24 protein-coding genes are annotated in these 22366 nt (G+C 71.1%); 5 read left to right on the top strand and 19 right to left on the bottom strand.

Annotated elements, in window-relative coordinates:
- Positions 1-4 precede the first annotated feature (4 nt).
- Complete coding sequence (locus F0344_RS29530) at positions 5-1015, top strand: phosphatase PAP2 family protein (RefSeq protein WP_185301665.1); 1011 nt, start codon at positions 5-7, stop codon at positions 1013-1015.
- A gap of 128 nt (positions 1016-1143) precedes the next feature.
- On the opposite strand, the gene F0344_RS29525 is transcribed toward F0344_RS29530, so the two are convergent.
- The 4 genes from F0344_RS29525 to F0344_RS29510 form a co-directional block, all read right to left on the bottom strand.
- On the bottom strand, positions 1144-1359 hold the full coding sequence (locus tag F0344_RS29525; protein WP_185301664.1) for an I78 family peptidase inhibitor: 216 nt from the start codon (positions 1357-1359) through the stop codon (positions 1144-1146).
- 396 nt (positions 1360-1755) lie between these two features.
- Positions 1756-2715: a helix-turn-helix transcriptional regulator gene (locus tag F0344_RS29520; protein ID WP_185301663.1), complete on the bottom strand. Its 960-nt coding sequence runs from the start codon at positions 2713-2715 to the stop codon at positions 1756-1758.
- A 55-nt stretch (positions 2716-2770) separates the two neighbouring features.
- Entirely contained in the window at positions 2771-4054 is a 1284-nt protein-coding gene (locus tag F0344_RS29515) for a glycosyltransferase (RefSeq protein WP_185301662.1), read from the bottom strand.
- A gap of 106 nt (positions 4055-4160) precedes the next feature.
- Positions 4161-4763 (bottom strand): LysM peptidoglycan-binding domain-containing protein, encoded by a 603-nt coding sequence (locus F0344_RS29510; protein ID WP_185301661.1) that lies wholly within the window; start codon positions 4761-4763, stop codon positions 4161-4163.
- A 265-nt stretch (positions 4764-5028) separates the two neighbouring features.
- Between F0344_RS29510 and F0344_RS29505 the strand changes: the two genes are divergently transcribed.
- Together F0344_RS29505 and F0344_RS29500 are read left to right on the top strand one after the other, a co-directional pair.
- On the top strand, positions 5029-5811 hold the full coding sequence (locus tag F0344_RS29505) for a hypothetical protein (protein ID WP_185302956.1): 783 nt from the start codon (positions 5029-5031) through the stop codon (positions 5809-5811).
- 137 nt (positions 5812-5948) lie between these two features.
- Entirely contained in the window at positions 5949-6245 is a 297-nt protein-coding gene (locus F0344_RS29500; RefSeq protein WP_185301660.1) for a hypothetical protein, read from the top strand.
- 72 nt (positions 6246-6317) lie between these two features.
- Here the strand turns inward: F0344_RS29500 and der are convergent, their stop codons facing one another.
- The 5 genes from der to aroH form a co-directional block, all read right to left on the bottom strand.
- The gene (gene der / locus F0344_RS29495) at positions 6318-7787 is read right to left on the bottom strand and encodes a ribosome biogenesis GTPase Der (RefSeq protein WP_185301659.1); all 1470 of its coding nucleotides are present in this window, start codon (positions 7785-7787) and stop codon (positions 6318-6320) included.
- Between the two features lie 53 nt (positions 7788-7840).
- The gene (locus F0344_RS29490; RefSeq protein ID WP_185301658.1) at positions 7841-8512 is read right to left on the bottom strand and encodes a lysophospholipid acyltransferase family protein; all 672 of its coding nucleotides are present in this window, start codon (positions 8510-8512) and stop codon (positions 7841-7843) included.
- Positions 8509-9225: a (d)CMP kinase gene (gene cmk, locus F0344_RS29485; RefSeq protein WP_185301657.1), complete on the bottom strand. Its 717-nt coding sequence runs from the start codon at positions 9223-9225 to the stop codon at positions 8509-8511. Before cmk ends, F0344_RS29490 begins: the two co-directional genes overlap by 4 nt.
- A gap of 100 nt (positions 9226-9325) precedes the next feature.
- A complete protein-coding gene (locus F0344_RS29480) occupies positions 9326-10411 on the bottom strand; it encodes a prephenate dehydrogenase (RefSeq protein ID WP_185301656.1) in 1086 nt (361 codons plus the stop codon).
- Complete coding sequence (gene aroH / locus F0344_RS29475; RefSeq protein WP_185301655.1) at positions 10408-10770, bottom strand: chorismate mutase; 363 nt, start codon at positions 10768-10770, stop codon at positions 10408-10410. Before aroH ends, F0344_RS29480 begins: the two co-directional genes overlap by 4 nt.
- 210 nt (positions 10771-10980) lie before the next feature.
- Between aroH and F0344_RS29470 the strand changes: the two genes are divergently transcribed.
- Together F0344_RS29470 and F0344_RS29465 are read left to right on the top strand one after the other, a co-directional pair.
- On the top strand, positions 10981-11430 hold the full coding sequence (locus F0344_RS29470; protein ID WP_185301654.1) for a Rieske (2Fe-2S) protein: 450 nt from the start codon (positions 10981-10983) through the stop codon (positions 11428-11430).
- 42 nt (positions 11431-11472) lie between these two features.
- Entirely contained in the window at positions 11473-12165 is a 693-nt protein-coding gene (locus F0344_RS29465; RefSeq protein ID WP_185301653.1) for a nucleotidyltransferase domain-containing protein, read from the top strand.
- Positions 12166-12264: 99 nt separating this feature from the next.
- On the opposite strand, the gene F0344_RS29460 is transcribed toward F0344_RS29465, so the two are convergent.
- From F0344_RS29460 to ald, 10 genes are all read right to left on the bottom strand, one after another.
- Positions 12265-13287 carry an ADP-ribosylglycohydrolase family protein gene (locus F0344_RS29460; RefSeq protein WP_185301652.1) on the bottom strand — a complete coding sequence of 341 codons (1023 nt, stop codon included), beginning with the start codon at positions 13285-13287 and terminating at the stop codon, positions 12265-12267.
- Positions 13284-14015 carry an NUDIX hydrolase gene (locus F0344_RS29455; protein ID WP_185301651.1) on the bottom strand — a complete coding sequence of 244 codons (732 nt, stop codon included), beginning with the start codon at positions 14013-14015 and terminating at the stop codon, positions 13284-13286. Before F0344_RS29455 ends, F0344_RS29460 begins: the two co-directional genes overlap by 4 nt.
- Positions 14012-15091, bottom strand: a complete 1080-nt coding sequence (locus tag F0344_RS29450) for an AAA family ATPase (RefSeq protein WP_185301650.1) — start codon at positions 15089-15091, stop codon at positions 14012-14014. Before F0344_RS29450 ends, F0344_RS29455 begins: the two co-directional genes overlap by 4 nt.
- Entirely contained in the window at positions 15088-15741 is a 654-nt protein-coding gene (gene pnuC / locus F0344_RS29445; RefSeq protein WP_185301649.1) for a nicotinamide riboside transporter PnuC, read from the bottom strand. Before pnuC ends, F0344_RS29450 begins: the two co-directional genes overlap by 4 nt.
- A 120-nt stretch (positions 15742-15861) precedes the next feature.
- On the bottom strand, positions 15862-17379 hold the full coding sequence (locus F0344_RS29440; RefSeq protein ID WP_185301648.1) for a pseudouridine synthase: 1518 nt from the start codon (positions 17377-17379) through the stop codon (positions 15862-15864).
- On the bottom strand, positions 17379-18035 hold the full coding sequence (gene scpB, locus F0344_RS29435) for an SMC-Scp complex subunit ScpB (RefSeq protein WP_185301647.1): 657 nt from the start codon (positions 18033-18035) through the stop codon (positions 17379-17381). The genes F0344_RS29440 and scpB overlap by 1 nt, the downstream gene beginning before the upstream one ends.
- Positions 18032-19042, bottom strand: a complete 1011-nt coding sequence (locus tag F0344_RS29430) for a segregation and condensation protein A (RefSeq protein ID WP_185301646.1) — start codon at positions 19040-19042, stop codon at positions 18032-18034. Before F0344_RS29430 ends, scpB begins: the two co-directional genes overlap by 4 nt.
- Positions 19043-19150: 108 nt before the next feature.
- Positions 19151-19738: a hypothetical protein gene (locus F0344_RS29425; RefSeq protein ID WP_185302955.1), complete on the bottom strand. Its 588-nt coding sequence runs from the start codon at positions 19736-19738 to the stop codon at positions 19151-19153.
- Positions 19735-20853: a ParA family protein gene (locus tag F0344_RS29420; protein ID WP_185301645.1), complete on the bottom strand. Its 1119-nt coding sequence runs from the start codon at positions 20851-20853 to the stop codon at positions 19735-19737. Before F0344_RS29420 ends, F0344_RS29425 begins: the two co-directional genes overlap by 4 nt.
- Before the next feature lie 368 nt (positions 20854-21221).
- Entirely contained in the window at positions 21222-22337 is a 1116-nt protein-coding gene (ald, locus tag F0344_RS29415; protein WP_185302954.1) for an alanine dehydrogenase, read from the bottom strand.
- Between the last annotated feature and the right edge of the window lie 29 nt (positions 22338-22366).

The following is a 22366-nucleotide window of genomic DNA, read 5'->3' as shown; positions in this document are numbered from 1 at the left end:
TTGGGTGCGTACCGACATCTTTGCCCGTCTGGACCGGGAGCCGGAACCGCCGAAGATAGAGATCCCGCGGATGAGTCGCCACCGCATCGCTCTCTTCGGCGGGACTTTGGCGTTCTATCTCGCCATCGTCTTCGCCGTGCTGGTCTCGTCCTGGCTGGTGGCCCTCGACTGGAAGGTCATGCTGTTCCGGCCCTACCAGCAGTGGCCCGAACTCCACGCCTTCCTCGACTACTACGTCGTACTGGGGCAGCGGGGCCCGACCGCCGTCATGGTGGCCTGCTGGCTGGGCTGGCGGTCCTGGCGCCAGCACACCCTGCGTCCGCTGCTCACCCTCGGCACCTCCCTGCTGCTGCTCAACGTGACGGTCGGCGCCGTCAAGATCGGCCTCGGACGGCTCGGGCCGCACTACGCGACACAGATCGGCTCCGCCGAGATGTTCGCGGGCGGAGATATATTTCCTTCGGGTCACACCGCCAACGCCGTCGTGACCTGGGGAATCCTCGCCTACCTGGCCACTACTCCACGGGCCAGGCGCTACCTGTCGGCCCTGTCGGCGACGGTCTCGCTGGGCGTCGGACTCACCACCGTCTACATCGGCACCCACTGGCTCAGCGATGTACTGCTGGGCTGGGCGGCGGGCCTGCTGATCATGCTGGGCCTGCCGTGGTTCGAACCGGTGATCACCCGTGCCGAGGCGTGGATCTTCGCGGTGCGCGAGCAGTGGCGCGCACGCAGGCGCCCGGCCCCGGTCCTACCCGTCGCCGTCGGCGGGCCGCAGCCCGTGCTGCTTGCGCAGTCGCTCGTCATCGAGGGCGCCGGGGACACCGAGGAGACGGGACCGCCCCTCGGCGCGGCCGGTCACGCGGCGGTCAGCACCCGGCCGCGGGCCCACACGGTGCGCTCCGAGCGGACCCCGGTCACCCCGGCCGGCTCACGCCGCCCGCCGCACGCGGACCGTGCCCCCCGGGCAGGCACGGCCAACACCACCCCGGCCAGGCCCCTGGGCGGGAGCTGAACCAGCCCCGGCGCGGGGCCGGTACGCACAGCCTCTCCCCAGCACAGCGAAGGCCCCGACCAGCTTGCTTGGGTTCAAGCGGTCGGGGCCTTCGCCCGCTCGGATGTGGACCTCGGGCGGCCGGCCGCTCAGCCGACCCAGCAGCGGGTGACGGCTGCCCCGTCGACCTCGAAGTTGATCCGCCCCCGCATGAACTCCATGGTGATGATCGAGCCCGGAGGCAGCGCCCTGACGGTCTTCCAGCCGCGGCCCCTGGCCTGCAGCTCGGCGGCGGCGGCATCGAGGCCGACGTACGACTGAGGGCTGTCTTCCGGCTGTGCGGGAGGAGTCGGTGTAGGTGCCATACCCACCACAGTAGGCGGCCGGGGACCGTGACGGAAGGCGGGATACGAGGGCTCCGCACCGCATCCCCACATGCCGTACCGGTCACGCTTGTGTCACAGAATCCCCACGCCCGTTTACATCGAACAGCTTCACTCGAACGACCAGTTCGAAATCACTGACAGGTTATGCGGGGACACCCGGGAATGAACATCACCGCCCGTACGGCAGAGAATTGCATGTGCCCCCGAACTCCGGGTGACCTGCTATTTCCCCGCAGGCGAGGCGCCACGGAAACGCCAGGTCCACCTGAAATTCATGCTTCCTTATGTTGGATTTATATTTCTCGGCGATCCGGCCGTCCGTTGCTCTCCCGCCGACCGGAATCCACTGCTCCGGACAGTCCCGGACGCGGCCGTTCAGCCCAGTGCCCGGGTGAGACGGTCCCTGGCCGTCCTGATCGCCTCCGTGAGTTCCGGGGGCTCGACCACCTCGAAGTCGAGGCCGATGAGCATCACGTGAATCACGAGCACATCCAGGCTCGCCGCCCCCGTACGTAACAGGGAGCTGTGCTCGTCGACCGCCTCCAGTACCCCCCAGGAGGGCGAGACCCGCTCGGCCGCCCGTTCGATCGGAACCCTCAGCCGGACGACCGCCCGCACCGCGTAGACCGAGGAGGAGACTCCCCTGGAGACGTACGCCGCCAGGTCCTCCGCGGGAGCGGGGCGGGGCTCGAACCGGGGGCCGTGGGGCGGGGTCAGCGTGATGCGGTCCGCGCGGAACGTGCGCCAGTCGGCACGGTCCACATCCCAGCCGACCAGATACCAGCGGCGCTCCGTGCACACCAGCCGGTGCGGTTCGACGGTCCTGCGCGTCGCCGAACCGCCGTGGTCGCGGTAGTCGAACCGCAGCCGCTCACTGTCCCGGCAGGCTCCGGCCAGCTCGGTGAGTACGCCGGGGTCGACCGTGGACGTCTCCGGGCCGCGCAGCATGGGCACGGTGAAGGCGCCGAGCGCGCTCACCCGGCGCCGCAGCCGGCTCGGCAGCACCTGTTCGAGCTTGGCGAGTGCCCGGACGGAGGTCTCGCCGATGCCCTCGACACCGTGGCCGGCCGCCGTACGCAGCCCCACGGCGACCGCCACCGCCTCCTCGTCGTCCAGGAGCAGCGGGGGCAGCTCGGCCCCCGCGCCGAGCTGGTAACCGCCTCCCGTGCCCGGATGCGCGTGGACCGGATAGCCGAGTACGCGCAGCTTGTCGACGTCGCGGCGGACGGTACGGGGTGTCACGCCGAGGCGGTCCGCCAGATCGGCTCCTGACCAGTCCCGGTGGGCCTGCAGCAGTGAGAGCAGGCGCAGCAGTCGTGCCGAGGTCTCCAACATGGGGAGAGTCTGCCAGCGGTTGCGGACAGGCAGTGTCCGCAACCGTCGGCGGACCTCAGGCGGCCCTTCCCCTGCGGATCACATCGGCCGCCATGTAACGCAGCGCGTACGCCCCGTCGAGCACGGTGCCGCGGGAGCGGTGCAGCGCGGTGCGCAGCGCGCTCTGCGAGCGGCCACGCGCGCCTAGTGCGACCAGTTCCGTGAACAGCCCCACGTAGCGCTCCGCGATGCTGGCCGGGTCGAACCGGGCCGAGGAGGCCAGGGCGGCGCGGCCCATGCGGTGGCGCAGCCCGTCGTCCTCCATCAGGGCGAGCAGGGCGGCGGTGAGCGCGGCCTTGTCCCCCACCGGCACCAGCCGGCCGTCGGTGCCGTCGTCGATGATCTCCGCCGGGCCGTAGGGACAGTCGGTGGCCACGACCGGCAGTCCGCTGCGCATCGCCTCGACGATGGTCATTCCGAAGGACTCGCGTTCCGAAGACACCGCGGCGATGGAGCCCTTGGGCCACTCGGCCTCCATCGGGTGCACCGCGCCCATCAGGAACACCTGCTCCTGGAGCCCCAGTTCGCCGATGAGCCGGCGCAGTGCCTGCTGCTCGTTGCCCGTCGCGTCACCGTTTCCGTAGATCCGGAGCCGCCAGTCCGGCCGTACGGCCGCCACGTCCGCGAAGGCGGCGATCAGCAGGTCGTACCGTTTGACCCGGTGCAGCCGGCCTGCTGCGACGACCCACTTCTCGTCGCCGTCCGCGGGCGGGCCGGCGGGCGCCGGGACGCTGTTGGCGATGGCCTCGATCCGGACTCCGGGCAGTCGCAGCCGGGTCCGGTAGTCCTCGGCGTCGGCCTTCGTCACGGTGGTGACGGCGTCGAGCAGTCCGTAGCGGTGGCCGATCTCGCGGCGCAGCCGGTACGGGTGGCTGCCGAGCGTCAGGTGTTCCTGCGCGACACGCACTGGTCCGCGCCTCGCCTGCCGGCTGATGTGGACGTTGAGGCCGGGCCGGGTACCGACGACGACGTCGGCGTCCAGCGACTGCAGATGGTCCGCGATCCGGGCGTCGGTGAGCTTGCTGTACTGCTTGTGCCTGCTGTCACCGCGCGGGAACACCGTGGCGGGTCCGGCGTGTTCGGGTGCGTCGCCGTCGTAGGACGGACTCTTCTTGCGCAGGTCGACGAGATGCCTCAGCCGGACCCCCGGGGGAGCCCCCAGCGTGGGCGCGTCACGGTGCCGGAAGACCGAGACGATCTCGATGTCGTGGTGCTCGGCCAGCTGGCCGGCCAGATTGAACGTCGTACGGATCGTTCCCCCGATGCCGTACGCGTTGTGGAGCAGAAATGAGATGTGCATTGCGTCGCCGTATCCCCCTGTTCGGCTGGTCTGTTGGGGACTTTACTTGTCACCCGGTCAGCACACAGCACTCGCACAGAAGTTCTCACTGCAGGCCACGGAACGGTCACTGCACGCCGATGACCAGCACTGTTCCCGGAATCAGCCGGTCCGGATCGGGGCCGATCTTCCGGGAGTTGGCGCGGTACAACGCCCGCCAGCCCCCCTCCACCCCGTAGTCGGCGGCGATGGAGCTGAGCGTCTCGCCGCGCCTGACGGTATGCACCTGACCCAGGCTGCGGTACGGGGCTCCGCAGTGCGGCCAGGCACCCCAGCCCTGGGTTCCCAGCACCTTCTCGGCGACCTGGATCCGTTCCTCACGGGTCGCCAGGTCGGCGCGCGGAGCGTGGTCCCGGCCGCCGTGCTCCTCCCAGGTCGACTGCCGGAACTGGAGCCCGCCGTAGTAACCGTTGCCCGTATCGGCCTGCCAGTCACCACCGCTCTCGCAGGCGGCCACGCAGTCCCAGGGCCCCTTGCTCGCGTCACAGGCGTAACCACCGGGCCGGAACGCACCGGGCGGGCCACTCGCGGGTGCGCCGGGGGTCGGCACCGGGGGCGGCGGTGCGGCCAGCGCGGCCGATGGCGCGAACAGCAGCGCGAGAGAGAGGAGGACCCCCGCCACCGGGACGGACGGGGGCGGGGCTGCGGGCCTGAAGCACGGGTGCGGCATCGGGTCACGCTAAGCGGATGAGTCCGTTCCGGAACCCGGCCCACGCGGCACACCCGTGAGCCGCACCCGGTCGGCCCCTGTGCACCCGGCACCGCGGGCCGTCAGGGCATGGGTCACTACCCGATTTCCGGATAGGCCGATCCCGCCACAAGCGGACTCCCGCACTTCGGTACACCTTCGCGCGTGACCCCGGCCGTAGGTCTTCCGTTGTTCTTTCATGAGCCGGGAACAGCCCGGCTCACGCACCGAGTTCGAGGAGCCACCCGTGCCGCGCATGCTCGACGTCAGCGAGGACGTACGCGCCGAGATCGGCGATGCCGAAGCCGACCGGCTGCTCGTCGGCGAAAGCGCCCCAGGCAATTACGACTGCACTTCCTGCCGGACCCCCGGCGACTCCGAGCAGGAACGCACCAGCACGGTGCTGTTCGTCGGCGAGGAGACCGCCGTGCTCGCGTTCGCCCACGCGACCTGCATCCCCTCGCAGGTCGTCCAGGTAGCGGAGGACCAGCTCCAGGGGGCGGTGCGATCCATCACCGGCAGCGAGCCGGAAAACCCGGAGGGTCTCATGCCCGAACAGGCTGTCCTCGGCATCACCAGCGGTCTCGTCCTGATCGAGGACGATCTCCGGCCGGCCCTGGTGGTCGAACCGACCGGCCCCATCGCCCGGCCCGGCACCGACGGCAGCGGGGGCGACGAATTTCTCCAGCTGCTGCTGGAGCAGGGCTTCCAGCCCACTCCCGACGTGAGCAGGCTGCCGGCCGTCCTCCCCGGCTGGTCGGTGCTGCTGGCCATGGGGCAGCTGCACGCCGTGCTGCAACCGGGTTCCGGGGGCGGCACCCCCGTGGCCTGGTGGCAGGCCCACCAGCCGCTCCAGGTCACCGAGGGCTGGCGGACCGCGGCCAACAAGGCACGGTCCGTCCTGGTCTTCGCGGCCCCGGCCGGTTCGATCGGCCAGCAGCCGCGCGAGGACCTCCTCCGCGACGCCCTGGAGAAGGCCGCCGTCAACGGCCTCCTGGTGGCCGCCACGATGCCGCTGGCCGGTACCTGACCGTGCCGGTACGTCCCTCACACCCCCGCCGAACAGGGATTTCTCACCCGGGCCCGCATCCGACCGGCGACGAAGTCGTTGGCACCTACGTGCACTCATACGACCCCTCCCGCCAGCACCAGAGTCAGATTCCTGCCATGCGTCCGTCGCAGGACCCATCGGGCGGGAAGTCGCCGACTCCCATCTACGATGCGCTGTACTCCGAATACCGGCGATCGTTCCGCGCCCTGCCGGGCGACCGGAGCGGCGAGGAGAATCTCTCGTACCCGGGTTTCGGCGCCGGACTGTTCAGCACCCGGCCCCCGCTGAGCGGCCAGCAGGCCGGCGGCGGGCAGACCACGCACACCGGGAATCCCGGTTCCTGGCAGCGCGTCGGCCGGCACGCGGGACGCGCCCAGCCCGCCGCACTGCCGCCCGGGTCACGGGAGCACTGACGGCACGGCGAAGCCCCGGACCGCTCGCACAGGGCGAGTGGTCCGGGGCTTCGTCGTGCCGACGCCGACGTGTTACTTGTTGCGGCCGCGCTTCTCGCGGACCCGGACCGAGATGTGGATCGGGGTGCCCTCGAAGCCGAACTCCTCGCGCAGGCGGCGCTCGACGAAGCGGCGGTAGCCGTGCTCCAGGAAGCCGGAGGCGAAGAGCACGAACCGCGGCGGCTTGATGCCCGCCTGCGTGCCGAACAGGATGCGGGGCTGCTTGCCGCCCCGGATCGGGTGCGGGTGCGAGGCGACGATCTCACCGAGGAAGGCGTTCAGCCGGCCGGTGGGAATGCGGGTCTCCCAGCCGGCGATGGCGGTCTCGATCGCCGGGACCAGACGGTCCATGTGCCGGCCGGTGACGGCCGAGACATTGACACGGGGCGCCCAGGCGACCTGCGCGAGCTCCGTCTCGATGTCCCGCTCCAGGTAGTAGCGGCGCTCCTCGTCGAGGGTGTCCCACTTGTTGAAGGCCAGCACGATCGCGCGGCCCGCCTCCACTGCCATGGTGACGATGCGCTGGTCCTGGACGCTGATGGACTCGCTCGCGTCGATCAGGATGACGGCGACCTCGGCCTTCTCCACGGCGGCCGCGGTACGCAGCGAGGCGTAGTAGTCGGCGCCCTCCTGGAGGTGGACCTTGCGGCGGATGCCGGCCGTGTCGATGAACTTCCAGGTGATGCCGCCGAGCTCGATCAGCTCGTCGACCGGGTCACGCGTGGTGCCCGCCATGGCGTTGACGACGACTCGGTCCTCGTTGGCGACCTTGTTCAGGAGCGAGGACTTCCCGACGTTCGGACGGCCGATCAGCGCGATGCGGCGCGGGCCGCCGATGGCCGTGCCGAAAGTCTGCTCGGGGGCCTCGGGGAGCGCTTCCAGCACGGCGTCGAGCATGTCGCCCGTGCCGCGGCCGTGCAGCGAGGAGACCGGGTGCGGCTGACCGAGACCGAGCGACCAGAGCGCGGTGGCGTCGGCCTCGCCGCTCTGTCCGTCGACCTTGTTGGCGCACAGGACGACGGGCTTCTTGGCCTTGCGCAGCAGCCTCACGACCGCCTCGTCGGTGTCGGTGGCGCCGACGGTCGCGTCGACGACGAAGACGACGGCGTCGGCCGTCGAGATCGCGTACTCGGCCTGGGCGGCCACCGAGGCGTCGAGCCCCAGCACGTCCTGCTCCCAGCCACCGGTGTCGACGAGCTTGAAGCGGCGGCCGGCCCATTCGGCCTCGTAGCTGACGCGGTCACGGGTGACACCCGGCTTGTCCTGCACGACGGCCTCGCGACGGCCGAGGATGCGGTTCACCAGGGTCGACTTGCCGACGTTCGGGCGGCCGACGACGGCGAGGACGGGAAGCGGTCCGTGACCGGCCTCACCGAGAGCGCCCTCGACGTCCTCGGGAGCGAACCCCTCCTGCGCGGCGAGCTCCATGAACTCCGCGTACTCGGCATCGCCAAGTGCTCCGTGCTCGTGGTCCGAGCCGTCGGAGTGAATCTGGTCGTTCATGAAGTCCGTTCCTCTTTGCATCATCATCGATGGGCCACTGTCAGCGCGGCCCACTACTCAAGTGTCACCCGGCGCCCGGTGAGGCGCCTGGCGTTTTCCAGGTGGGCGGTCAGCCGGCCCTGGATGCGTACGGTCGCCTCGTCCAGCGCCGCACGCGTCCGGCGCCCGCTTCCGTCGCCGGCCTGGAAGGCGTCGCCGAAGACGACATCGACCCGGCTGCGCAGCGGAGGCAACGCCGATATCAACCGTCCCCGGCTCTCCGTGCTTCCCAGAACGGCCACCGGGACGATCGGCGCCCCGCCGCGTACCGCGAAGTACGCGAGCCCGGCACGCAGGGAAGCGAAGTCGCCCTCGCCCCTGGAGCCCTCGGGGAAGATCCCCAGCACCCCGCCGTTCCCCAGTACGCCGAGCGCATGGGTGATGGCGGTGCGGTCGACGGCCGTACGGTCCACTCTCAGCTGACCGATTCCGCGCAGGAACGGGTCGAGCGGGCCGACGAACGCCTCCTTCTTGATCAGGAAGTGGACGGGCCGGGGCGCGGTGCCCATCAGCATCGGTCCGTCGATGTTGTGCGCATGGTTCACCGCGAGTATGACGGGTCCGGCGGCGGGAACCCGCCACGCGCCGAGTACGCGGGGCTTGAACAGCCCGTACATCAGCCCGATGCCGATCCCTCGCCCGACGGCCGCTCCGCGCGGCGTGGGCGCCCCCGTGGCGTCGGTCACTTCGCGGCCCGCTTCTCCTCGACGAGGGTGACGACGCACTCGATGACCTGCTGAAGGGTCAGCTCGGTGGTGTCCACCTCGCACGCGTCGTCCGCCTTGGCCAGCGGCGAGGTCTTACGGCCGGAGTCGGCCGCGTCGCGCTTGATCAGCGCCTCCTTGGTGGCGGCGAGGTCCGAGCCCTTCACCTCGCCGCTGCGGCGGGCGGCACGTGCCTCCGGGGAGGCGGTCAGGAAGACCTTGAGGTCGGCGTCCGGCAGGACGGTGGTGCCGATGTCGCGGCCCTCGACCACGATGCCCCGCTCCGCCTCCGCCGCGATGGTCCGCTGCAGCCCGGTGATCCGGCTGCGCACCTCGGGGACCGCGCTGACGGCGCTGACCTTGGAGGTGACCTCCTGCGTACGGATCGGGCCCGCGGCGTCCTCGCCGTCGACGGTGATCGTGGGAGCGGCCGGGTCGGTGCCCGAGACGATGACCGGCTTGGCGGCGGCCGTCGCGACCTCCGCCACGTCCTGTACGTCGATGCCGTTGTTCAGCATCCACCAGGTGATCGCCCGGTACTGGGCGCCGGTGTCCAGGTAGCTGAGCCCGAGCTGGGCGGCGACGGCCTTGGAGGTGCTCGACTTGCCGGTGCCGGAGGGCCCGTCGATGGCGACGATCACCGCGGCCGGGGCGGTCGGGGCTGCGGCTGCTGCGGTTTCCACGGTGGTGGACACCTTCCTGGTACACGGGGTGGGCGGAGTCGGGCCTCGATACGGCCTCCCCCAAGGTTACCGAGTGCCGGGCGGGCCCATGTACCCCGTGGGTCCCGGCCGCTCACTGCCGGATCGACCAGCCCCTGTCCTTCAGTGTCGCGGCGAGCGCCGGCGCCGCGTTCGGCGCCACCATGAGCTGCACCAGGCCCGCCTGCTGGCCGGTGGCGTGCTCGATGCGGACGTCCTCGATGTTGACCCCGGCCAGCCCGGCGTCGGCGAAGATCCGGGCGAGCTCGCCCGGCCGGTCGGTGATGAGCACGGTCACGACCTCGTACGCGGCCGGGGCCGCCCCGTGCTTGCCCGGCACCCGGACCCGGCCCGCGTTGCCGCGGCGCAGGACGTCCTCGATGCCTTCGGTGCCCGCCCGGCGCTTGTCCTCGTCACCGGACTGGAGGCCGCGCAGCGCCCGGACCGTCTCGTCCAGGTCCTCGGCGACCCCGGCCAGCACGTCGGCGACCGGGCCCGGATTGGCGGAGAGGATCTCCACCCACATCCGGGGGTCGGAGGCCGCGATCCGGGTGACGTCCCTGATGCCCTGCCCGCAGAGGCGTACGGCCGTCTCGTCGGCCTCCTCCAGACGGGCGGCGACCATCGACGAGATCAGCTGCGGGGTGTGGGACACCAGGGCGACGGCGCGGTCGTGGGAGTCCGCGTCCATGACGACCGGTACGGCGCGGCAGAGCGCGACCAGTTCCAGAGCCAGGTTGAGGACCTCCGTGTGGGTGTCCCGGGTGGGCGTGAGGACCCAGGGGCGGCCCTCGAACAGGTCCCCGGTGGCCGCGAGCGGGCCCGAGCGCTCCTTGCCGGCCATGGGATGCGTCCCCATGTACGGCGCGAGGTCGAGCTCGAGCGCCTCCAGCTCCCGGCGCGGGCCGCCCTTGACGCTCGCCACGTCGAGGTAGCCGCGCGCCACGCCCGCACGCATGGCGGTGGCCAGCACGGAAGCCGTGTGGGCGGGCGGCACGGCGACGATCGCCAGGTCCACGCGGCCCTCGGGCGCCTCGTCCGTACCCGCGCCGAGCGAGGCCGCGGTGCGGGCCGATGCCGGGTCCCGGTCGACGAGGTGCACGTGGACACCGCGCCCGGCGAGGGCGAGCGCGGCAGACGTGCCGACGAGACCGGTACCGATGACGACGGCTGTTCTCACTGGGCGATGTCCTTGCGAAGGGCGCCGGTGGCGCCGAGGTAGACGTGGCTGATTCCGGCTTTGGACAGGCCGGTCTCGACATGGGCGAGGATGCGGACCACGCGGGGCATGGCCCCCTCGATGTCGAGTTCCTGCGCGCAGATCAACGGTACGTCGACGATGCCGAGGCCGCGGGCGGCGGCGGCCGGGAAGTCACTGTGCAGATCGGGGGTGGCGGTGAACCAGACGCTGATCAGGTCGTCGGCGACGAGGCTGTTGCGCTCCAGGATGGCGGTGAGCAGGGCACCGACCCGCTCGTCCATGTGCCCGGCCTCGTCCCGCTCCAGCTGGACGGCTCCGCGGACCGCTCGTACCGCCACGTCGTACCCCTCGCTTCTGCACCGGCGCGCTCGGCGCGCGCCTCCGCGATTCAGCCTAGAGGGGCGGCGGGGCCCGTGGTCGCGCCGCTCTGTCCGTGAGACGACGAGGTGCCCGGAATCGCGCGGAGAACACACCCGTCGGGTTGCTTCGCCATTCCGGTCCGTGGCTCCACGATCGTCGCCACGGGAAGTCCCGACACGAGGAGAGCGATGAACGCACGGCGAAGGACAGTCCTGACCGCGGGAGCGGCGGGGGCCGCCGCACTGGCGACGGGCTGCGGGTCCGGGGACGGCGGCGGCGGCGGGGACAGTACGCCCCAGCCCGGCACCCCGACGCCCAGCGCCCCCGCGTCCGGGACACGGGCCCCCGGCGGCGAGGAGCTCGCCAGGACGTCCGACATCCCGGTCGGTGGCGGCACGGTCTTCAAGGAACGGAAGGTGGTGGTGACGCAGCCGAAGGCCGGCGAGTTCAAGGCCTTCTCCGCGATCTGCACCCATGCCGGGTGCACGGTCTCGAAGGTCGGCGACACCACGATCGACTGCGCGTGCCACGGCAGCAGGTTCGCCGTCACGGACGGCGCCGTCGAGTCCGGACCCGCGACGCGTCCGCTGCCCGCCGAGCGGATCACCGTCACCGGGGGGAGCATCCGGCTCGCGTAAACCACTGGCGCCGGGCACCCCCGTCACACGTAACCTCTCGGCATGATCACTCCCGAAGCCGAGGTTCTCGTCCGCGATCACACGGTCTATTCGTGTGTGATGGGCTCCCGCGCCTTCGGGCTCGACACGGCCGGCAGCGATACGGACCGGCGGGGTGTCTTTGTGGCACCCACCCCGCTGTTCTGGCGCTTCGACAAGCCGCCGACCCATATCGAGGGCCCCTCGGAGGAACAGTTCTCCTGGGAGCTGGAGCGCTTCTGCGAGCTCGCGCTGCGGGCCAACCCCAATGTGCTGGAGTGCCTGCACTCACCGCTCGTCGAGCGGGTCGACGCCACGGGCCGGGAGCTCCTCGGCCTGCGCGGGGCGTTCCTGTCGCGGCTCGCCCACCAGAGCTTCGCGGGCTACGCGCTGGGGCAGCGCCGCAAGCTGGACGCGGACGTGCGGCAGTACGGGGCGCCGCGCTGGAAGCACGCCATGCATCTGCTGCGCCTGCTGACGAGCAGCCGGGATCTGCTGCGTACGGGGCGGCTGATGATCGAGGTCGGTGACGCCCGCGAGGAACTGCTCGCGGTCAGACGGGGCGAGGTCCCCTGGACCGAGGTGGAACGCCGGATGTCCCGCCTGGCCGAGGAGAACGAGGCGGCTGCCTCGACGACTCCCCTGCCGCGGGCCCCGGACCGGGCCCGCGTGGAGGCGTTCCTGATCCGCACCCGCCGGGCGTCGGCGTCCGGCTGACCCGTGAGTGGTCGGGTGGGCCCCCAACGGGGCAACCACCGGACCGCGGCACCGCAACCCAGCGCGTCCGGTGCTCGAGGGCGGACCTCCGCCACAGGATCACGCATCCCAGAGCGCCCCCAACGACAACAGGTCGCTACGGTACTCGATCCGCTCCGACCACTCCTTCGGCCACACCCCCGCCCCCAGATGCGCCCCCGACAGCGCCCCCGTCAGGCAGGCCAGCGAGTCGGAGTCGCCCCGGGTGCAGGCCGCCCGGCGCAGGGCGCTCAGCGGTTCCTCGGGGAAGAGCAGGAAGCAGTGCAGGGCCGTGGCCAGGGCCTCCTCCGCGATCCACCCGTCCCCGGTCACCTCGCACGGGTCGGTCTCCGGCGACGGGGAACGCAAGGCGTCCTGGACCGTCGACAGCGCGGCAAGGCACTCGTCCCAGCCGCGCCGGATGTACGCCTCCGGCGACGCGTCGCCCGCGTACCTCCACAGGTCACCGAGCCAGCGCGTGAGGTATCGGCCGCTGTTCTCGTAGGCGTAGCTGCGCAACTGCCCGACGAGGCCGAGCGGTTCCGCCCCCTGGGCCAGCAGGAACACCGCGCGGGCCATCAGGTCGGAGGCGGCCAGCGCGGTGGGGTGGCCGTGCGTGAGCGCGGCCTGGAGCTGTGCCGCTCCGGCGCGCTGTTCCTCGCTGAGCCCCGGCACCAGGCCGGCCGGCGCGACCCGCATGTTCGCCCCGCAGCCCTTGGAGCGGGTCTGGCTGGCCTCCTGCCACGGTCGGTCGCTGTCCAGCAGACGGCACGCCTGGAGGCAGGTGTTGCCGGGGGCCCGGTTGTTGTCCGGGTGGTGGTACCAGGAGACGAACTCCTCGCGCACCGGCCCGACCAGCCGCAGCGGCGTCAGCAGGCCGCTGTCCATCGCGGTGCGGATGCCCCGCCCGAGGGCCAGCGTCATCTGGGTGTCGTCGCTGACCAACGCCGGTGTCGCCAGGGGCATCTGCCGCCACGGCCCGCACTTGGCGAGGATGGACGGCACATCGTTGAACTCGGTCGGAAAGCCCAGCGCGTCCCCGAGCGCCAGCCCGGTCAGGGCCCCCGTGGCAGCCTGTTTCGTCATGGTCCTCGTCGCAGTCATTCGGTTCTTCCTTCCGGGCGCAGAAGTGGAGGATGCAGGGCGGAAGCGGCACCCGCCCGGTACAGAGCGGCCGGTTTCCCCCGTCCGCCGGTGCGGCGCGGCGATCCTTCGACGGCTTCGACGAAGCCGGGTGTGGCCAGGACCTTGCGCCGGAAGTTGGGGCGGTCGAGCTCGACCCCCCAGACGGTTTCGTAGACCTGCTGGAGCTCTCCGAGGGTGAACTCGGCGGGACAGAAGGCGGTGGCCAGGCAGGTGTACTCGAGCTTGGCGCCGATCCGGTCGTACGCGTCGTCGAGGATGCGCTCGTGGTCGAAGGCGAGGCCGCCGAGGTCACGCGCGTCCCACCACTGGGCGCGGACCGCGTCCCCGCCGCCGCGCGGCTCGGGCAGGTCGGGCAGGAGCGCTGCGTACGCGACGGAGACGACCCGCATCCTGGGGTCGCGGTCCGGTTCGGTGTAGGTGCGGAGCTGTTCCAGGTGGAAGCCGCCGACGGCGTCCTGGGTGAGGCCGGTCTCCTCGGCGAGTTCGCGGCGGGCGGCCTCCTCCGCGGACTCGCTGGGCAGGATGAAGCCGCCGGGCAGCGCCCATCGGCCCTTGTACGGTTCCCCGCCCCGTTCCACGAGCAGGACGTGGAGCCGTGCCTCGCGGACCGTGAAGACGGCGAGGTCGACGGTGACGGCGAACGGGACGAACGCGTGGGGGTCGTACCCCTCGGGGGCGGTGCTCATCGTCGCTCCGGGAGTGGTGCGGCGAAGTCCCAGCCACGGGCGAGCAGGGCGTCCACGGCGGCGACGGCCGTTCCGAGGCGTTCGGGGTGGGGGCCCGTCAGCTCGATGAACTCGCGTCCCGTGCGTGTGAGTTCGGCCCGGAACCGGTCCGTCATCCAGGGCCGCAGCTCCTCGCCGTCGCGCAGCCCGTCGTCCTCGAAGGGAACCCCTTCGTGGTCGGTGAGCAGCCAGAGGTGGTGGACGACCCGGTCGGCGGTCCGTTCGACGCGCGGGTTGCGCCCGCCGACGTACCGCTCGTGCCAGACGGTGGTGGCGAACGAGTCCGTGTCGCAGAAGAGGACCGGGGAACCGATGGCGGCGGCCGCGTCCTCGCGTGCGTTCTGGGCGGCGGCGATGCGCGGGAAGTCGTCGGTGGTGAACACCACGTCCTCCCATTGCGCACCCGGTTCGGCGCGGCGGAGAGCGGCCAGTTTCTGTTCGCTGAACTCCCGTCCGTACTCGTCCACACAGCCGGTCCTGCCCCAGACACCGCCGCGCTCGCGGAAGTGGCCGGCGAGGGCCCTGGCCATGGTCGTGGTGCCGGTGGATTCGGCGCCGAGGACGACGATCCGGCGGGCGAGCGCGGCCCGTACGGGCGGTTCGAGGAAGTCCCAGCAGCCGGCCGGGTCCTTGCGCACCGCCGTACCGGAGACGGGGAAGACGGTGCGGTCCGGGTCGACGCAGACGGACGCGGCGCCGAAACGGCGGGCCAGTTCGTCCCCGTACGACTCGGAGGTGAAGACGGCGTCGACGCGCTCCGGGACGGCTTCGGTGAAGACCGCCATGTGGGCGTCCCAGACCGCCGGGTCATGGAGGTCCATGCGGATGTCGTCGACGGCCCCCACCACGGTCGCCTCCGGGTGGACCTCCCGCATCCAGGCGACCCTGTCGGCGAGGGGGACGGACTCCACCGAGGCGGCGCAGACCAGGACCGTCAGCCGTTCGCAGTGGTCCATGGCGGTGCGGACGAGGTGGTGGTGACCCGCGTGCGGCGGATAGAACTTGCCGAGTACGAGGCCGTGTCCGTATCGCTTCATGCCGGGACTCCGGTCAACTGGTCTTTCGCGGGCGTCAGTTCGCGGCTCCAGTTGCGCAGGCCGATCAGGCAGAGCGTCAGGAAGCCCGCGTACAGGAGTGAGGTGAGGTAGAGCTCCTTGTACGCGTACAGCGGGATGTAGACGATGTCGGCGGCGATCCACAGCCACCAGGACTCGACACGCTTGCGGCACTGTCCGTACGTCGCCATGAGCGAGAGCGATGTGGTCAGCGCGTCCCAGAACGGAACCGTCGAGTCGGTGGCGCGGGAGAGCAGAAGGGTCAGGGCGAGTGTCCCCACCGCCCCCGCCGTGAGCAGCCAGGCCCATTCGGTGCGGGTGGTGCCGCGCACCGGCAGGACGGACGTGCCTGGCCCACCCCCGTGGGTCCAGGTCCACCAGCCGTACGCGGCGAGGGCGATGAAGACGATCTGGAGGCCCGCGTCGGCGTAGAGGCCGGCCTGGGTGAACAGCAGGATGAAGAAGAGGTTGTTGGCGATGCCGATCGGCCAGTTGGCGAGGTGCTGGCGGGCCACGAGCCAGACGCAGAGCGCTCCACTGCCGAAGCCCAGGACCTCGGTCCAGCTGACCGGCGTACCGAGGACCGTCATCAGGGGTTGCTGCAGGGGATCGAGAATGTCCGCGAGACTCACGCCCGCCTCCTTAATAGTCAGTCTGACTATAAAGGGTGGAGGGCGACAGCAAAAGGCCCGCGGCCGACTTCCTGTTCGAGAGCGAACAGGAGCCGGACGCGGGCCCCTTGAGGAGTGCGGTTACAGACCGACCTCGGCCATCAGCATGCCCACCTCGGTGTTGGTGAGCCGGCGCAGCCAGCCGGACTTCTGGTCACCGAGCGGGATCGGCCCGAAGGACGTGCGCACGAGCCGCTCGACCGGGTAGCCGGCCTCGTCCAGCATCCGGCGGACGATGTGCTTGCGGCCCTCGTGGAGGGTCACCTCGACCAGGTAGTTCTTGCCGACGTTCTCGACGACCCGGAAGTGGTCGGCGCGGGCGTAGCCGTCCTCCAGCTGGATGCCGTCCTTGAGCTGCTTGCCCAGGTCGCGCGGGAGGGGTCCCTGGATGGCTGCCAGGTAGGTCTTCTTCACGCCGTACTTGGGGTGCGTCAGACGGTGGGCCAGCTCACCGTGGTTGGTGAGCAGGATGATGCCCTCGGTCTCGGTGTCGAGACGGCCGACGTGGAACAGCCGCGTCTCGCGGTTGTTCACGTAGTCACCGAGGTTCTGACGGCCGTCGGGGTCACCCATGGTGGAGACGACACCGGCCGGCTTGTTCAGCGCGAAGAAGAGGTGCGACTGGGTCGCGACGGTCAGACCGTCGACCTTGATCTCGTCCCTCGTCGGGTCGACGCGCTTGCCCTGCTCGAGGACGACCTCGCCGTTGACCTCGACCCGGGCCTGCTCGATGAGCTCCTCGCACGCCCGGCGCGAACCCATGCCGGCACGGGCGAGGATCTTCTGCAGACGCTCGCCCTCCTGCTCGGCGCCCGGGTTCGTCCTGGGGGTCTTGATCTCGGGCTTGCCCGCGTACCTGTCCCGGTTGCGCTGCTCGATCTTGGCGTCGAGCTCACGCGGGCGGGACGGGGCGCCCACACGGCGTCCGCCCTTGCTCACGTGCTGTGCGACCTTCGGGCCACCCTTGGCTCCGCCGCGTGCGGCCTCGCCGCGCCCCTTGCGGAGGCCGCCGTCGCCGCCCGGCTTGTCGGAGCCCACGTCATAGCGGCGCTGCTCCGGACGGGGATTGCGCAGACGCTGCTCTTCCTGCTTCTCGTCGCGCCCGCCACCCGTCCTGGGCTGGAAGCCACGGTCGTCACGGCCGCCACCGGCCCTCGGCTGGGAGCGGTCATCGCGCCCGCCACCCGTCCTGGACTGGGGACCGCGGTCATCCCGACCGCCACCCGTCCTCGCCTGGAAGCCGCGGTCATCCCGACCGCCACCCGTCCTGGGCTGGAAGCCACGGTCGTCACGGCCGCCACCGGCCCTCGGCTGGGAGCGGTCATCGCGCCCGCCACCCGTCCTGGACTGGGGACCGCGGTCATCCCGACCGCCACCCGTCCTCGCCTGGAAGCCACGGTCATCCCGACCGCCACCGGCCCTCGGCTGGGAGCGGTCATCGCGCCCGCCACCCGTCCTGGACTGGGGACCACGGTCATCCCGACCGCCACCCGTCCTCGGCTGGGAGCCGCGGCCGGCGCCGGCACCCCGGTTGTCCCGGTTGCCGCCGCTCTTGCCGTTGCCGCTGCCGCTGCCGCTGTTCCTGCCACTGCTTCGCATCAAAATTCCGTCTTGTCGTCTGCGTGAGTATCCGGGGTGTCCGGTGCGTCCGGATCGAACGACGGCACACCCTCTAGCGTCTCAGCCTCGATCGCGTCCGCCTCGGGGAGGAAGGGCGCGAGCTCCGGGAGCTCGTCCAGGCCTCGCAGGCCCATACGCTCCAGAAAGTAGTTCGTCGTCCTGTACAGGATCGCACCTGTTTCGGGTTCCGCGCCCGCCTCCTCCACCAAGCCCCTCTGGAGGAGGGTCCGCATCACGCCGTCGCAGTTCACTCCGCGCACCGCGGAGACCCTGGAACGGCTCACCGGCTGGCGGTACGCGACCACCGCCAGCGTTTCCAGAGCCGCCTGGGTGAGGCGTGCGTGCTGGCCGTCCAGGACGAAGCCCTCGACGGCCTCCGCGTACTCGGCGCGGGTATAGAAGCGCCATCCGCCCGCGACGAGCCGCAGATCGAATCCACGGCGCTGCACGGTGTACTCGTCGGCAAGTTCCCGCAGGGCGTCCGCGACGGCCCTGCGGGGGCGCTGGAGCACCTTGGCGAGGTGTTCCTCGGTCGCGGGCTCGTCGACGACCATGAGGACCGCCTCCAGGGCGGGCTTGAGGTCGAGGCGGGCGACGCCGGTCGCCTGCCCCTCCTCGTGGCTCTGCTCACTCATGCCCGTACGTCCTCCGCTTCCTCGTGCGTCCGGTGGATCTCCTGGTCGAACTCGTCCGTCACGGCCGGACTCGCGTCCTCGCCGCCGGACCAGCGCACGACGAGCTCACCCAGCGCCTCCTCCTGGTCGAGGGTGACGGCCTTCTCCCGGTAGAGCTCCAGCAGGGCCAGGAAGCGCGCCACGACCGTGAGGGTGTCGGGGGCGTCCTCGGTGAGGGCGCGGAAGTTCAGCTCGCCCGCCTCACGCAGGCGTACGACCACGATCTCGGCCTGTTCCCGCACGCTGACCAGCGGTGCGTGGATGTGGTCGATGTACACCTGCGGCTCGGCCCTGGGCTGCATGGCCTTCACGGCCAGCCGGGCGAACCCCTCGGGGCCGATGCTGATGACCACCTCGGGCAGCAGCTCGGCATGGTGCGGTTCCAGGCCGACGGTACGGGGGTACCGGCGGGCCTCGGCCTCCAGCCTGGTCCGGAAGATCTCCGCGATCTGTTTGTACGCGCGGTACTGCAGCAGCCGGGCGAAGAGCAGGTCCCGCGCTTCCAGAAGAGCCAGGTCCGCCTCGTCCTCCACCTCGGCGGTGGGAAGCAGCCGGGCGGCCTTGAGGTCCAGCAGGGTCGCGGCGACGACCAGGAACTCGGTGGTCTGGTCGAGGTCCCAGTCCGCGCCCATGGCCCGGATGTACGCCATGAACTCGTCGGTGACCCTGGACAGGGCGACCTCGGTCACATCCAGCTTGTGCTTGGAGATCAGCTGGAGCAGAAGATCGAAAGGACCCTCGAAGTTCACCAGCCGGACCGTGAACCGCTTGGCGCCCGGCTCCCCGGACGGACCGGTCTCCCCGGGGACCTCTTCGGGCGGCACGTCGGGGACGTCCGGTGCGGGGGCCGGTGAGACCTCGGCCGCCTCCGGTGACCCGGGAGGCGGCGGGGCCGGCGTGGGCGCGGCGCCCGGCCCGCGGCCGAGGGTCCGGCGGGGCGGGCGGGCGGCGTCGTCGGGCGTCGGCATCGCGGTCCAGGGGTGCGGCGGGGAGGCGGCGGGCGGTGGCCCGTACCCGAGGGCCGGGCCACCGGTCGGCGGCCCTGCCTCCCGGGCAGGCTACCGGCGCCGTCGCGCTCAGCGGCCGCGCAGGCGCCGTACGAGGATGCTCGCGTCGCCCCGGGACTCCAGGTCCGCGAGGACCACCGCGACGGCCTCACGGACGATACGTCCGCGGTCGACCGCGAGCCCGTGCTCGCCGCGCAGGACCAGCCGGGCGTGCTCGAGGTCCATCAGTTCCTCGGCCGACACATAGACCGTGATCTTCTCGTCGTGGCGCTCCCGGCCGCTGGGCCTGCGGTTCGCCCCACGTCCGCCGCCACGCCTGCGCTGCTGCTGCACGGCGGGTACCGGCTCCTGGGAGGACGGCCTGGGCCCCGGCGTCCCGGCAGGGGCGGCACGGTCGGCCTCGCCGCCGCGGCTGCGAGGCTCGCTCCCGTCGGCCTCGGCCGCCGTGTGCTCCTCGCGGGAGGAAGCGGTCTGACCGCTGCCCGGTCCCGCCGGTCCCGCGCTCTGTCCCGCGTCCGGCCGGGAACCGCTCTCCCCGGCCGGCGACGGCACGCGTGCCTCACCGTTGGCCTTGCGCCGCCGCTCGGCGGGTGAGGAGCCCTGAAGGCCCATCCCCCCGGTCGTACGGAACAGTTCGTCGGCCCCCGGAAGACTCACTCGGCGTGACACCGGGCGAGCACCTCCCTGGCGAGCTGACGGTAGGCGGCCGCACCGACCGAGTTGGAGGCGTACGTGGTGATGGGCTCACCGGCGACCGTGGTCTCCGGGAAGCGCACCGTGCGCCCGATGACGGTGTGGTACACGTGCTCGTCGAAGGCCTCGACGACGCGCGCGAGGACCTCGCGGCTGTGCACCGTGCGGGAGTCGTACATGGTGGCGAGGATGCCGTCGAGCTCCAGTTCCGGGTTGAGCCGCTCCTGGACCTTCTCGATGGTCTCGGTGAGCAGGGCCACGCCGCGCAGCGCGAAGAACTCGCATTCGAGCGGCACTATCACCTTGTGAGCCGCCGTCAGGGCGTTCACGGTGAGCAGGCCGAGGGAGGGCTGACAGTCGATCACGATGTAGTCGTAGTCGGCCATCAGCGGCTTGAGAGCCCGCTGCAGGGTGGACTCGCGGGCCACCTCGCTCACCAGCTGCACTTCGGCGGCCGAGAGGTCGATGTTGCTCGGGAGCAGGTCCATGTTGGGCACTGCGGTCTTCAGCAGGACCTCGTCGGCCGACATGCCCCGCTCCATGAGCAGGTTGTAGACGGTGAGGTCGAGCTCCATCGGGTTGACCCCGAGGCCGACCGACAGGGCACCCTGCGGGTCGAAGTCGACGAGCAGGACGCGTCGTCCGTACTCCGCGAGCGCGGCACCCAGGTTGATGGTCGACGTGGTCTTGCCGACGCCGCCCTTCTGGTTGCACATCGCGATGATCTTCGCGGGGCCGTGATCGGTCAGCGGACCCGGGATCGGGAAGTACGGCAGCGGCCGGCCCGTCGGGCCGATCCGCTCGCGGCGCTGGCGTGCGGCGTCGGGTGCGAGCGTGGCCGCGTACTCCGGATCGGGCTCGTACTCGGCATCGGGGTCGTAGAAGTGCCCCTCGGGCACCTCGGCGAAGTCGGCGAAGTGGTCGGACTTGCGACCACTCTCGTTGCCGGCCGTGGCGTTCACGTGTAGGCCGTCCATCATCTGGGGGGCTGTCGTCATGTGCTGGTGAGTGGCGAAGGTGCGGACAGCGACGGAGCCGACAGCTTCGAGCCCGATCGGGCTCAGACCCCGTGCGGGCATCCCTGGTTGACCACCCCCAGGAGTAAATGTCGACTCATTCACAAGTCGTCTTACCTCCTTGGATGTGACCAGGAAACTTATCGATAGGTCAGCGTGACACCATGCCGACGATTGGCGACTCTATGGCGTGTCACCGGTCCGCAGCAACACAATCCGCCGGACCCGGCCCGATGTGTCGGCAATCGAACACCCCTCTGTCAAGGGCGCACGGAGAACAAGCCGCACATTTCACGAGGGCACGAAACGGGTAAAGGGTTACGTTCGAGGCGAGTTGTACGGGCGCCTCGCAGCACCCGGACATGCGTCCGGCCGGACCTTGCTCGGCAAGGTCCGGCCGGACGCGTGAGGTTGACGGGAGCGTTGACCCGTCAGCCCAGAAGCGAGCTCAGCTCGACGTGGTCGAGGCCGTGCGCCTCCGCCACCTCGCGGTAAACGACCTGCCCATCATGGGTGTTGAGCCCCTTGGCGAGCGCGGCGTCACGGCGCAGGGCCTCGACCCAGCCCCGGTTCGCGAGCTCCACGATGTACGGGAGCGTGGCGTTGGTGAGCGCGTACGTGGAGGTGTTCGGCACCGCGCCCGGCATGTTGGCCACGCAATAGAAGACCGAGTTGTGGACCCTGAAGATCGGCTCGGCGTGCGTCGTCGGGTGCGAGTCCTCGAAGCAGCCACCCTGATCGATTGCAATGTCGACAAGTACACTTCCGGGCTTCATCTTGGCGACGAGCTCGTTGGTGACCAGCTTCGGGGCCTTCGCTCCGGGGATCAGAACGGCGCCGATGACGAGGTCCGCCTCGACGACCGCCTTCTCCAGTTCGAAGGCGTTGGAGACGACCGTCTGCACCCTGGTGCCGAAGATCTTGTCGGCCTCGCGGAGCTTGTTGATGTCGCGGTCGAGCAGCGTGACGTGGAAGCCCAGGCCGACGGCGATCTGCGTGGCGTTCCAGCCGGAGACGCCACCGCCGATGACGACGGCCTCGCCCGCGGCGGTGCCGGGGACGCCGCCGGGCAGCACACCGCGGCCGCCGACCGAGCGCATCAGGTGGTACGCGCCGACCTGCGGGGCCAGCCGGCCCGCGACCTCGGACATGGGGGCGAGCAGCGGCAGCGCGCGGTTGGCTGTCTCCACCGTCTCGTACGCGATGGCCGTGGTACCCGACGCGAGCAGCGCGTCCGTGCACGCGCGGGAGGCGGCGAGGTGCAGGTAGGTGAAGAGCGTCTGGCCCTTGCGGAGGCGGTGGTACTCCTCGGCGACCGGCTCCTTCACCTTGAGCAGCAGGTCGGCGGCGGCCCAGACCTCGTCGGCCGTGGCCAGGATCTGCGCTCCGGCGGCGACGTACTCCTCGTCCGTGATGGACGAACCGGCGCCGGCGTTCCGCTCGACCAGGACCTGGTGGCCATGGCGGGCGAGCTCATGCACTCCGGCGGGGGTGATCGCCACCCGGAACTCGTTGTTCTTGACTTCGCGGGGGATGCCGACCTTCACGTCGATCACGGTCCTTGGCTCGGAGGGGG

The sequence above is a fragment of the Streptomyces finlayi genome (genome assembly GCF_014216315.1).
Classification (GTDB): Bacteria; Actinomycetota; Actinomycetes; order Streptomycetales; family Streptomycetaceae; genus Streptomyces; species Streptomyces finlayi_A.
Note: the sequence above shows the minus strand (reverse complement) of the source record. Positions and strands in the feature narration are given on the sequence as shown.

Excerpts from the sequence above, each read along its gene's own strand:
- F0344_RS29525 (WP_185301664.1), bottom strand. The coding sequence starts at position 1,359 with ATGGCACCTACACCGACTCCTCCCGCACAGCCGGAAGACAGCCCTCAG.
- F0344_RS29520 (WP_185301663.1), bottom strand. The coding sequence starts at position 2,715 with ATGTTGGAGACCTCGGCACGACTGCTGCGCCTGCTCTCACTGCTGCAG.
- F0344_RS29515 (WP_185301662.1), bottom strand. The coding sequence starts at position 4,054 with ATGCACATCTCATTTCTGCTCCACAACGCGTACGGCATCGGGGGAACG.
- F0344_RS29510 (WP_185301661.1), bottom strand. The coding sequence starts at position 4,763 with ATGCCGCACCCGTGCTTCAGGCCCGCAGCCCCGCCCCCGTCCGTCCCG.
- F0344_RS29500 (WP_185301660.1), top strand. The coding sequence starts at position 5,949 with ATGCGTCCGTCGCAGGACCCATCGGGCGGGAAGTCGCCGACTCCCATC.
- der (WP_185301659.1), bottom strand. The coding sequence starts at position 7,787 with ATGAACGACCAGATTCACTCCGACGGCTCGGACCACGAGCACGGAGCA.
- F0344_RS29470 (WP_185301654.1), top strand. The coding sequence starts at position 10,981 with ATGAACGCACGGCGAAGGACAGTCCTGACCGCGGGAGCGGCGGGGGCC.
- F0344_RS29465 (WP_185301653.1), top strand. The coding sequence starts at position 11,473 with ATGATCACTCCCGAAGCCGAGGTTCTCGTCCGCGATCACACGGTCTAT.
- F0344_RS29460 (WP_185301652.1), bottom strand. The coding sequence starts at position 13,287 with ATGACTGCGACGAGGACCATGACGAAACAGGCTGCCACGGGGGCCCTG.
- F0344_RS29455 (WP_185301651.1), bottom strand. The coding sequence starts at position 14,015 with ATGAGCACCGCCCCCGAGGGGTACGACCCCCACGCGTTCGTCCCGTTC.
- F0344_RS29450 (WP_185301650.1), bottom strand. The coding sequence starts at position 15,091 with ATGAAGCGATACGGACACGGCCTCGTACTCGGCAAGTTCTATCCGCCG.
- F0344_RS29440 (WP_185301648.1), bottom strand. The coding sequence starts at position 17,379 with ATGCGAAGCAGTGGCAGGAACAGCGGCAGCGGCAGCGGCAACGGCAAG.
- scpB (WP_185301647.1), bottom strand. The coding sequence starts at position 18,035 with ATGAGTGAGCAGAGCCACGAGGAGGGGCAGGCGACCGGCGTCGCCCGC.
- F0344_RS29430 (WP_185301646.1), bottom strand. The coding sequence starts at position 19,042 with ATGCCGACGCCCGACGACGCCGCCCGCCCGCCCCGCCGGACCCTCGGC.
- F0344_RS29420 (WP_185301645.1), bottom strand. The coding sequence starts at position 20,853 with ATGCCCGCACGGGGTCTGAGCCCGATCGGGCTCGAAGCTGTCGGCTCC.